This is a genomic window from Kitasatospora sp. NPDC050463 (assembly GCF_040655255.1).
Classification (GTDB): domain Bacteria; phylum Actinomycetota; class Actinomycetes; order Streptomycetales; family Streptomycetaceae; genus Kitasatospora.
Window position 1 is genome coordinate 12,296 of sequence record NZ_JBFAJO010000102.1, and the last position, 10,653, is coordinate 22,948.

The window sequence follows — 10,653 nt, forward strand, 5'->3', positions numbered from 1 at the left end:
TCGCGACCGTACGGGCGTGGGACCTCACGGCAGGCCGACAACTCGGCGAACCCCTCACCGGCCACACCAGGCAGATCGTCTCCGTGACGGCCGCGCTCGTCGACGGCCGACCGCTCGTCGTGACGGGAAGCTGGGACACCACGGCACGCGTGTGGGACCTGGCCGCCGAACGGCCGCGCGGCTCCGACCGCGACCGCGGCCACCTCGGTGAGATCACCGCAGCGTCGAGCGCGGTGGTCGACGGCCGCCTCGTGGTCGTCACCGCCGGCGGGGACCTCACGGTCCGCCGGTGGGACGCGGCCACCGGCCGCCAGGCCGGGGCCCCGCTCGGCGGGCCACCCCTCGCCGGCGTCGACGCCCTGGCGGTCACCGTACTGAACGGTCGCCCGATCGCCCTCGTCGGCGACTCCGGCGGGCCCGTGCGGATGTGGGACCTGACGGCCGACCGGTACCTGGGCGAGCTACCCGTCGACCTGGCGTCGCCGAGTGTGGCGGCCACCGTGCTCGACGGCCGACCGGTCGCCGTCACCGGCCACGAGGACGCGACGGTCCGCCGGTGGGACGTGGCCACCGGCCGGCAGCTCGGCGCGCCGCTCCTCGGCCACAGCTCCGCGGTGCGCGTGACCGCCGCGGCGGTGGTCGACGGCCGGCCCGTCGCCGTCACCAGCAGCGACATGGACGTCGACCAGAGCTGGGACAGGGAGGTCCGACTGTGGGACCTGACGACCGGGCGGCAGATCGGCGAGTTCCCGGCCGCCGGCGACAGCGCCGTCTGCGCGGTCGCCGTGGCGGAGCTCGACGGCCGGCCCGTCGTCGCCACCGGCGACGGGAGCGGCACCGTGCGCCTGTGGGATCCCGCGGCCGGTCAGAGGTCGGGGCTGCCCCTGGCCGGCCACCCGGCCCGGGTCGGTGCCCTGGCCACCACGAGCCTCGGCGGCCGCCCCGTCGTGGCCTCCGGCAGCGTCGACGGGACGGTGCTGCTGTGGGACGTGGCGACCCATGAACAGGTCGGCCCGGCCCTGCGGTTCCCCGGCCCGGTCACGGCGTTGGCGGCGCTGCCGGAGGACCGGCTGGTGGTCTGCTTCGCCTAGGAGGTCGCGGTCCTGTCTCCCGCACGGTCACGGGCGGACGCCTGATCGTCCGAATTCCTGATCGTCCGGCCGCTGGGAACCGACCTCCGGTTCCCAGCGGCCGGCGCCGGGTCGGGTCACTTCCGCGTGAACGGCCAGACCGTCTCGGCCGAGGTGAGGCCGGCGGCGTCGGTGGCGGTCACCGCGAGCGTGTGAGCCCCGGGCGCGAGCTGACCGACCGGGACGGTCACCGTGTTGTGGAAGGCGTCGACCGAGACCGCCGGGCCCTCGTCCAGGCGGTAGCTGAAGGAGGCGACGCGGCCCTGGTCGTCGGAGGCGCGGACGGTCAGCTGGGGAGCGGTCCCGGTGACCACCGCGGCGTCCGGGGCGACGAGGTTGGCCGAGCGGTTCCCGTCCAGCAGCATGGAACCGTCGCTCCAGCGGTAGGCGTTGACCGGGGGGCGGCCCGCGTAGACCACGGCCTGCTGGAGGTCCGCCAGGTCGCTCAGGGCGCCGACGGCGAAAACCGGCTTCGAGCCGGCGAGGCCGCCCACGCCGTCGCCCGGGTACACGAAGGCGCTGCCGGCCCGCCAGCGGACCAGCAGGTCGTCGCGGCCGTCCCCGTCGAAGTCGCCGCCGGTGATCGAGACGGCGTCGCTCCAGTCGGCCAGGCCTCCGGCGGTGATCTGGACGCCGGCCGGGTCGAAGCCGGTCGGCGTACCGGCGAAGCGGAACAGCCTGCCGTCCTTCAGCCGAACCACCAGGTCGGCGTGGGTGGTCGAGCTGAAGCGGCCGGCGGTCGCGTCCGCCACCTGGGACCAGCCGATGCCACTGCCCAGGGAGACTTCGACCGGGTCCCCGTAGGTGCCGAGCGGGGACTGCTTGGTGCCCCGGCGCAGCCTCGCACCGGTGGCGTCACGGGAGAGCAGGTCCACGCCGAGGTCGCCGTCGAAGTCGGCGGCGGTCAGGCCGACCGGGGCGGGCCAGGCCTTGTCCGTGTCGCCGCCACCGAAGGTGCCGGTACCGCGGCCGGGCTTGAACAGTAGGTCATCCGGCTTCTGGATGGCGAGGTCCGCCGTGCCGGTGGTGCGGAAGTCCGCGAGGAGGGCGTCCGAGGCGTCGGAGAAGTAGCCGGGCAGCGCGCCCTTGAGCCTGACCTCCTTGCCGAAGAGCGTCGGGGTCGCGCCGGTCGAGGGCAGGAACTCGGTCTGGCCGACGCCGTCGGGTGCGGCGCCGGAGTGGTCGGACATCCAGGTGACGACCAGGTCGTCCCGGAGATCGTTGGTGCCGCCCGGGCCGTTCTTGGCGTCTGCGTTGAAGTTCCCGGCGGTGAGGTGTTCGACGGCCGCCCAGCTGCGTCCGCTCGCGTCGGCGACGTCGGTCGCGGAGGCGAAGAGGCCGGTGTCGGCGCCCGGGTAGAGCACGGTCCGGCCGGTGTGGCTGCGGATCAGCAGGTCGGTGCGCCGGTCGCCGTTGAAGTCCCCGGCCACCAGGTCGGCGGCGTCGGGCAGCCTGTCGAGTCCGCCGGGGCGGACGGCGACGGCACCGCCGACGGTGTACTGCCCGGTGGCCGGATCCCGGCGGACCGGGCGGGCGCTGAAGTGCTGGTCGCCCCAGCGGACCAGCAGGTCGAGGCTGGTCGGGGAGAGGATGTGACCGTAGACGATGTCCTGGGCGTTGGCGAGCCCGCCGGGCACGTCAAGCGCGAACGGGGCTCCCAGGTGGCCCGCTCCGTCGCCCTCCATGATGGACGCCGCGCCCTCGTCGGAGCGGACCAGCAGGTCGGCGTTGGCGTCGTCGTTGAAGTAGCCGGCCGTGATGCTCAGCGCGTCCGTGACGCCGGTGGCGAGCTGCCGGCCCGCGCCGAACGTGCCGTTGCCGTTGCCCGGGTAGAGCATCACCGTGCCGCTCGCGAAGCGCAGCACCAGGTCGGTGCGGCCGTCGCCGGTGAAGTCGCCGGCCGTGCGGTCCACCGCGTTCGCCCAGTCGTTGCCGGAGCCGATCGTGGCCGCGGTGTTGTAGACGGTCGGGGCGGCCGGCGCGGCGTTGCCGGTCCGCACGGACACGGTCGCCAGGTACATCAGGTGGTCGGAGAGTGGCCGGCCGTCCGGGCCGGTGACCTGGATCGTCCGGCCGTCGCCGTGGTTGAGCCCCGGGTCGGCGAAGATGTAGTCGAACTTCCGGCCGTCGGCGGTGGTCGGCGCGCCGGAGCGGCACGTCCGCAGGCCGCGGCAGGTCGGGGAGAAGTACGCGGTGTCCTGGTCGTCGGCCTCGGTCATCGGGCCGTTGCCGTCCTGCGCGGCGTACAGGATGCCGAGGTTCGGGTCGGTCGGGTCTGCGTTGAAGTCGCCGGCCAGGATGGTCCGCGCGCCCTCGCCCCAGTGCCGCATCCGGTCGACCACTGTCGGCAGACCGGCGTTGCGCAGGCCGACGAGACCGGACTCCAGGTGGACGTTGCACACCTGGTAGGAGTCGTCGCCGGACGGCATGGCGAGGCCGGCGCAGATCAGCGGGCGCTTCTCCGCCGCCGGGTCGGCCGGCTCCAGGACCAGGTCGTGGAAACTCCCGGTCCAGAAGGTGTTCACCAGCACGGCGGCGCCGAAGGCGGTGGTGTCACCGCCCCACTTCTGGCAGCCCTTCTGGTCCGGCGTCAGACTGACCGCCTTGAGGAAGTGGACGGTGTAGCCCTCCAGCTTGTCGCGCAGCAGGTCGGCCTGCCCGGCGCAGACCTCCTGCAGGTTGACCACGGTCGGGCTGTTGGCCTTCACCGCCTGGATCAGGGTGTCGCTCCAGTCCGCCGGCGACAGCTGGGTCCGGCACTTCGGCGACTGGCCGCAGATGTTGTAGGTCGCCACGGTGACAGCACCCGCGGCGGCGGCCGTGCCGCTCCCCGGCACCAGGACGGTGCCGAGCACGGTGGCGAGCGCCGCCGCGGCAACGGCTGTTCGGCGTATGGATGTCGACAGCCGAATCGCTGCCATCGGTCCCCCTCGAAGATCGACAACTCGACCGCGCACTCTATCGGGGCGCCGGCCGCCGTGGATGTCGATCCCGCCGGCAAGCCGGAGCGGACATTCCCGTCGTTCGCCGGCAAGACCCTTCCCGGGGCCGAGCAACCGCTGCACCGCCCCATCGACCGAGAATCAGGACGCGAACGCTCAGCCGTCATCAGGACGTGCGAGGACATCTGAGGCGACTACAGCAATTCCCGCCTCCAGTGCGACGAGTACCCCTTCTCGTCCACGTACGAGGGAGCGGCCAAGGGCGACAGGCGCTACTCGGCACGTCTGATCGACGACAAGGACAACGGCGACGGCGGCAGCATGATCAAATACCTCTTCACGGTGAACCGGATCTTGGACAACGCCCCTCTTCTACCTCACCGTCGTCCCGCAGCCGCAACACCCGCGAGACCAGGAGGAATCGCAACGCTGATCCTGTACGAGTTCCGCACCGGGGCCAGGCCCGACAACGGCCTGATCGAGGTCTACGACTCGGACAGCGGACCAAGGGGCGCAGCACTGAGGCGGCCGGGCCCGGCTGTTTTCACCTGGCGAACTGGCCGATGGCGCGCTCCCTCCACCGGACCGTCGCCGAGCAGGTCCGGCGGCTGGAGGAACACCCCCTGACGCTGAGCGTGCGGCCGCCCGGCGGCGGGGAAGCGGTGACGGTCGTCCTGGACGGCGGCACGCTGGCGGCCCTGCTGGTCGCCCGGGCCGTCCCGTTCGCCGACCTGCCCGCCGCCCTCGACGAACTCGCCCACGGCAACCCGGAGCGCTTCGCCCGCGCCCGCGCCGCAGCCGCCACCCCCGCCGTCGGCACGTTCTCCACCGGACTCAAGGAATCGGTGGCCTGTGCCGAATGGGTGCCCGGCTACGCGCCGTCCGAGGTGCTGGAGGCCGGACGCCGCAACTTCCCCGACTGGCCGGACGCGGTCCTGGCCCAGGCCCCCCAACTCCCCTTCCAGCACGACGTGTGCCGCATCTGGAACGTCCCGGACCGCACCGCGCTCCAGCGGGTGACCACCGTCAGCGACGTGCCCGCGCTCGTGATCTCCGGCACCTTCGACTCCAAGACCGGGGCGAGCTGGGGCGCCTACGCGGCCCGGACGCTGTCACGCTCGACGGTCGTGCGGATCCCGGGCATCGGCCACTGGGGGGTCCCCCAGTCGTGCTGCGCCCAGGACGTCCTGGCGTCCTTCCTCGCGCGTCCCACCGCGCCCGACACCACCTGCGTGGCGGACCTGGTGCCCGCTCCCTTCACCATCACCCCCGAAACGGAAACCGCCTGATGCCCACTCCCCCGCCCCACCGCCGCCGCACCACCGGGCGGCTGCGCGCGACCCTGGCCGGGGCCGGCGCCGTCCTACTGCTGGCCGGCGCCGCCGCACCATCCGCCCACGCTCAGCCCGGCGCCCGCGCCCGGGCCGAGGCCGCCGTCCGCGCGCCGCTGGGCACGCTCGCCCGCACCGCGGGACACGCCCGCTTCCAGCCGGGCCCCTGCCCACGCACCGCAGACCCCGCTCCCCCCGTGAAGAACCCCTGCTGCGGCACCCTGACCGTGCCCGAGGACCGCTCCCGCCGCGACGGGCGCCGGATCACCCTCGCCGTGGAGGTCGTGCCCGCGGACAACGACCGGCCCGCGCCCGACCCGATCGTGTGGCTGGCCGGCGGTCCCGGCGACGACGCGAACTCCGAGATCCAGATGGCCCTGAACGGCGGCCTCAACCGCGACCGCGACGTGATCTTCATGTCCCAGCGCGGGGCGTACTCGGCCGACCCGCAGCTCACCTGCCCCAACATCGACGAGTTCAACGCCCGCACCCTCGACCTGGTCTACGGCGCGCCGTCCACCGGGAGCCTGCACGTCGAGGAGACCCGCACCTGCCACGACGAGCTGACGGGCCGCGGGGCCGACCTCAGCACGTACAACGGCACCGAGAGCGCCGCCGACTACGCCGACCTGCGCGAAGCACTCTGCATCGAGCAGTGGAACGTGTTCGGCATCTCCTACGGCACCGACCTGGCCCTGCTCTACATGCGCCTGCACCCCGAGGGCCTGCGCTCGGTCGGCATCGACGGTGTCCTGCCGCCGTCCCTCCCCGGCGGGGCCATGACCTGGAAAGCCGCCCGCGAGGGCTTCGACGGCATGTTCAGGGCCTGCGCGGACCAGAGCGCCTGCAACGACCGCTACCCGGACCTGAAGGCCACCTTCGAGCGCCTCGTCGGCGAGCTGGAGGCCAACCCGGTCACCACCACCGTCACCGTCCCGGGCCACCCGGACCCGGTGGCGGTCACCCTGGACGGCGGGGTCCTGGTGAACTGGCTGACATTCGCCAGCCACCTGGCGGCCGGCGTGCCCCGCTCCATCGACGAACTGGCCCACGGCAACCCGCAGCGCATCGCCGAGCAGTGGGCGGGCGGCAAGCTCAGCCCGCAGGCCATCGGGAGGACGTCGTACGGGATCGCCAACGGCGTCTTCTGCAGCGAGTGGACACCGTTCGAGAGCGAGGCCGACGTGATCGAGGGCGGGCGGCTCGCGTTCCCGTCCTTCCCCGAGTCGGTGCTGGCCAACGCACCGCTGCTGCCCTGGCTGCACCAGGACTGCCGGGTCTGGAACGTGCCCGCCGCACCGTCCTCGGTACGGGACGTGACGGTCAGTGACATCCCCGCCCTCATCGTCTCGGGTAGCTTCGACTCCCAGACCGCGCCGAGCAGCGGCCCGTACGCCGCCCGCACGCTGAGCCGCTCCACCGAGGTGACCGTCCCCTACGTCGCCCACGTGGTCTTCGCCGACTCCCCGTGCGCGCAGTCCATCACCCGCTCGTTCTTCGACACCCCGACCGCGCCGGACACCGGCTGCCTGGCCGGCCTCCAGCCGCCCGCGTTCGAGATCGCCCCGTAAGGCCGGGCGCACCGCGCGAAGGCCCCGCCACTGCCCTGCTCGCCCGGGGCGGCGGGGCCTTTCACGCGTGCCGGGTCAGACGGCGGCCTGAACAAGGCCGACACCCGGGGCCAAGCGCATCCTGACACACCATCAGACGCCCACGCCCCCACTAACGTGTGTCAGCGGCCGATCATGCGGAGGGCGTCGACGGCGGCAGGGGAGAGAACCGGGTCGGTGAGGTCGGACAGGGGCAGCCAGCAGGCCTCGGCGGTGGATCCGTCGGTCTCGGTGACCTTGAGGGTGCCGGGCTTGAGGTCGACCTGATAGAAGAGGCCGACGAGGTGCCAGTCAAGGCCGAGTCGGTGGGCGCTGTAGCTGCGGGCGTCGACGAGGCGGGAGTCGGCGAGTTCGAGGCCGGTCTCCTCGTAGAGCTCCCGGGCGAGGGTCTCCTGCGGCTGCTCGCCGGGGTCGATTCCCCCGCCGGGGAGGTGCCACAGGCCGGGCAGGAAGACCGGTGACGCCTCCGAGAGGCGGGTAAGCAGCAGTTGGTCCTCCATCGTCGCGATCGCGTACGCCGAGATGCGCGAGCGTACCTGCTCGGCCATGGGCCACCTCCGAGGATGGTGTGTCATGAGGGGTGCACTTCCGTACCTGGAAGTACTTCTGATCACGAGCCTACTTCCCGGTAGGCCGGGCCGGGTGGGCCGGCGCCAAGGCCAGACCCGGGCACCAACAACCCCCCACCCCCAAACAACGGGGGCGGCTTGTAGTGACCTCCGGGTTCCGTCACCGTTTGGTGGTGACGGAACATCATGGACAGACGACCACCCTGTGCGCCGGGCCCCGGTGCGAGCAGCGCCTGCCGGCCCAGGGCCGCACCGGCCTGTACTGCGGGCAGGCATGCCGTCAGGCCGCCCTGCGCACGCCCACCTTGAGCCGCATCAGGTCATCTCGACCATAGTGTGGTGGGGCCCTCGGGGAATTCGAGGGCCCCACCACACTCTCACCACCTCAACGGGTGATCAGCTTGCGGACCGCGTCGCTGACCTCGGGTAGCTCGCCGGGGAGTGCCCATTGGTGGGCGTCGTGTTTCGGTGAGGACGACCGGTTCGGTCTTCTCCACGGTGACCGCGAAGTTGAACTGGCGGGTCGTACCGCCGCGGCTGTTCTGGTAGTCGAAGTGCCCGATGTAGTCGGTGACCAGGTCGACGGCCAGGCCGGTCTCCTCGGCGGTCTCCCGGTACATTGCGCCCAGGATCGTCTCCCCGGTCTCGACCGTTCCGGAGGGGATCTCCCACATCCCGCCCAGGTAGTCGTCGGGGTTGCGCCGCACGAGCAGGACCCGGCCGTCGTGGTTGATCACGGCGGCGGCGACGAAGCCGGTGATGCCGGCGGCTTCGGCGTCGGCCGCCAGGCGGGCCACGAAGTCGGGGGAGGTGACGGTCACAGCAGCTCCTTGTGATGGTCGCTGATCTTGATGGCCGCGCGGACGTACTGCTCGGCCAGTTCGAGATCCTGTTCACGATGCCGGACCGGGAGCTTGATCGTGTGCGCGTGAGCCTGCTCCGCAACCGGGAAGTCCCCGCTCGTGTACCGGCGGTGGGAGTGCGGGTGCCTCGGAAACAGCGGTCCGGGCTGCTGGTACAGCGGCAACTGGTTGAGCGGGCAGGTGGAACCAGGCAGGTCGAACTCGGTGGCGCCCTCGGCGATCAGCGCCTGGTGGAACCGATCGATCGGCAGCCCGCCGAGCTCGGCCGGCCGGTAGGTGAGCGTCAACCCGTACCAGGACGGGACCACCCCTTCGGGCATGGTGGTGACATCCAGGCCGGGTGTCCGGGCCGGCTGGCCGGTGAGGTAGCGGGCAATCTCGGCCCGCCCTGCGAGGTAGCCGTCGAGGCGGGCAAGCTGGTCGTGGGCGATGGCGGCGGCGAGGGGGTGGATGCGGAGCTTGAGGCCGGCCCCGGTGACCGCGTACCGCGCGAGCGGATGGCCTTCCGGGATCTCGGACTTGGCCCGCTTGTTGTAGTGCGCAAGCGTGATGACCCGGTGGTACGTGTCGTCGTCATCCGTGAGGACGAAGCGCCCTCGCCGCCGGACAGCGGCTTGGGGCCGTTGAGGGAGAACGCCGAGGCCAGGCGGCTCGTGGAGCAGACGGTGGCGGACCGTGTAGGCGAGCGCGCGCTCCAGGGGCCGTCGGCCAAGCGCCAGGCGGCGTCCAGGACGGCGTAGGAGTCGGCGAGGTCGAGCATGCCCTGGAGGGCGCGGGCGGCGAGCGGCCGAACGGGGCCGTGGTGCAGGGCCGGCGGCCCTCAGGCTTCGGTCCTTGATCTGTCAGACGCATCAGAGAAGATGCGGCCGTGAACGACATCAAGGATCTGATCAACCGCGTTGGAGCCGCTTCAGCGGCGAGTGACCTTCTCAAGTCTCCGGTTACTGCGGCAGAGCTGGCCGAGGCCGAGCGGAGGCTGGGCTTTCGGCTGCACCCGCTGCTCGCCGAGCTCTTCCGGAGGGTGGGCAATGGCGGCTTCGGTCCCTCGGACTCCGTGCTGCCACTCTTCGGCGGACCGGACGCGAACTGGGAGACCTCGGTCGTTCAGGGGTACCTGGACAGGATCCCTCCGAAGGGATCAATCACCTGGTGGTCGTGGCCCGAAGGGGTCGTGCCGATATTGGACTGGGGCTGCGCGATGTTCGCCTGCGTGGACTGCCACAGCGATGACGGAACGGTGCTGCTCTTTGAACCGAACGCGATCAGCGGCCAGGATCTGTCCAGGGCGTGGTTCGTGGACGCGGGAAGCCTCGCCGAGTGGCTCGAGACCTGGCTCGACGGGCGAGGCTGGTACGAAGAAGACGCCGTCGACCGAGATGTCGACATGGCACCCTGGGCGGACTCCTCCTCTCGGCGGTAGTCGATTCGGTCTCGGCACGGGCCAGGATGCGAATCTTCAGGAGCCGGAACAAGGCCCGACCCGGACGGAGGCTCTCGCAGCGGGCCGCAGGCCGGAAGCACGGCCGGGCGACCGGGGCCCGGACGGTAGGCGGAGCCGGAGCGGACCACCGCACCTCCACCCAGACAGCTCCTGGCTTCGTTGATGAGTTGCGGCTCCGGTCCAGCTTTCTTCCGTGAGGCGACTACTCCCCACGACTCGTTTGGCCGGCCCTTCCAGATCGGCTCGTCCGGCCGGTCGAGCAGGTCATGCATGTCCTGGTCCTCGCCAGACAAGGCATGGACGAGTAAGGCGACGAAGCGCATGTCGTACCGCCGCCACGCGTCCCTCAGGTCTTCCCTCGGAGCCACACCACCACCGGCCGCTCCATGGGGTCCGGGTCACTGGTGAGCCAGAAGAACTGGTCGCCTCGCACGGTGCCGCCCCGGTTGAGCAGCCCCCCGAGGCCGGCAGGAGCGGGTACGGGCAGAGTGCCGGGTCCTCGCGACGCATGTCCCGGAACACCGGACCGAGGTCCTCGACGGTCCTCGACGTGAAGACGCGGAAGATCGCTCCGTCCTGCGATGCGCCCGACCATGGCCACGGGGCGTTCACGCCCAGGTAGCCGCAGACCTCTCCGCCCCAGCCCGGGCCGGCGCCGCGAGGTGGGCTCGCCGCAGGTCAGAGGCTGTTTTGCGGCCCCGGCCCGCGGTCGGGCGGCAATCGGACAACCGGTCCAGCGTACCGGTCCGGCGCCGTTCGGGCGGCCA

At 72.0% G+C, this 10,653-nt stretch carries 7 protein-coding genes and 1 pseudogene; 4 read left to right on the top strand and 4 right to left on the bottom strand.

The annotated features are described in order from the left end of the window. Nucleotides 1–1,091: pseudogene (locus AB0J08_RS37175) on the top strand (hypothetical protein); the annotation flags it as partial. 116 nt (nt 1,092–1,207) lie between these two features. Here the strand turns inward: AB0J08_RS37175 and AB0J08_RS37180 are convergent. After that, a complete protein-coding gene (locus AB0J08_RS37180; protein ID WP_360643099.1) occupies nt 1,208–4,051 on the bottom strand; it encodes an FG-GAP-like repeat-containing protein in 2,844 nt (947 codons plus the stop codon). Between the two features lie 584 nt (nt 4,052–4,635). On the opposite strand from AB0J08_RS37180, the gene AB0J08_RS37185 reads away from it, so the two are divergent. Beyond that, nucleotides 4,636–5,361: an alpha/beta hydrolase gene (locus AB0J08_RS37185; RefSeq protein ID WP_360643102.1), complete on the top strand. Its 726-nt coding sequence runs from the start codon at nt 4,636–4,638 to the stop codon at nt 5,359–5,361. Further along, entirely contained in the window at nt 5,361–6,974 is a 1,614-nt protein-coding gene (locus AB0J08_RS37190) for an alpha/beta hydrolase (protein ID WP_360643105.1), read from the top strand. Before AB0J08_RS37185 ends, AB0J08_RS37190 begins: the two co-directional genes overlap by 1 nt. A gap of 161 nt (nt 6,975–7,135) precedes the next feature. Here AB0J08_RS37190 and AB0J08_RS37195 read toward each other — a convergent pair whose 3' ends face one another. The 3 genes from AB0J08_RS37195 to AB0J08_RS37205 form a co-directional block, all read right to left on the bottom strand. Then, on the bottom strand, nt 7,136–7,561 hold the full coding sequence (locus AB0J08_RS37195; protein WP_360643108.1) for an NUDIX domain-containing protein: 426 nt from the start codon (nt 7,559–7,561) through the stop codon (nt 7,136–7,138). Between the two features lie 398 nt (nt 7,562–7,959). Then, a complete protein-coding gene (locus tag AB0J08_RS37200; protein WP_360643111.1) occupies nt 7,960–8,403 on the bottom strand; it encodes an NUDIX hydrolase in 444 nt (147 codons plus the stop codon). Continuing rightward, nucleotides 8,400–9,284, bottom strand: a complete 885-nt coding sequence (locus tag AB0J08_RS37205; protein ID WP_360643124.1) for a DegT/DnrJ/EryC1/StrS family aminotransferase — start codon at nt 9,282–9,284, stop codon at nt 8,400–8,402. The genes AB0J08_RS37200 and AB0J08_RS37205 overlap by 4 nt, the downstream gene beginning before the upstream one ends. Nucleotides 9,285–9,313: 29 nt before the next feature. On the opposite strand from AB0J08_RS37205, the gene AB0J08_RS37210 reads away from it, so the two are divergent. Beyond that, nucleotides 9,314–9,865: an SMI1/KNR4 family protein gene (locus tag AB0J08_RS37210; protein WP_360643114.1), complete on the top strand. Its 552-nt coding sequence runs from the start codon at nt 9,314–9,316 to the stop codon at nt 9,863–9,865. Nucleotides 9,866–10,653: the final 788 nt, after the last annotated feature.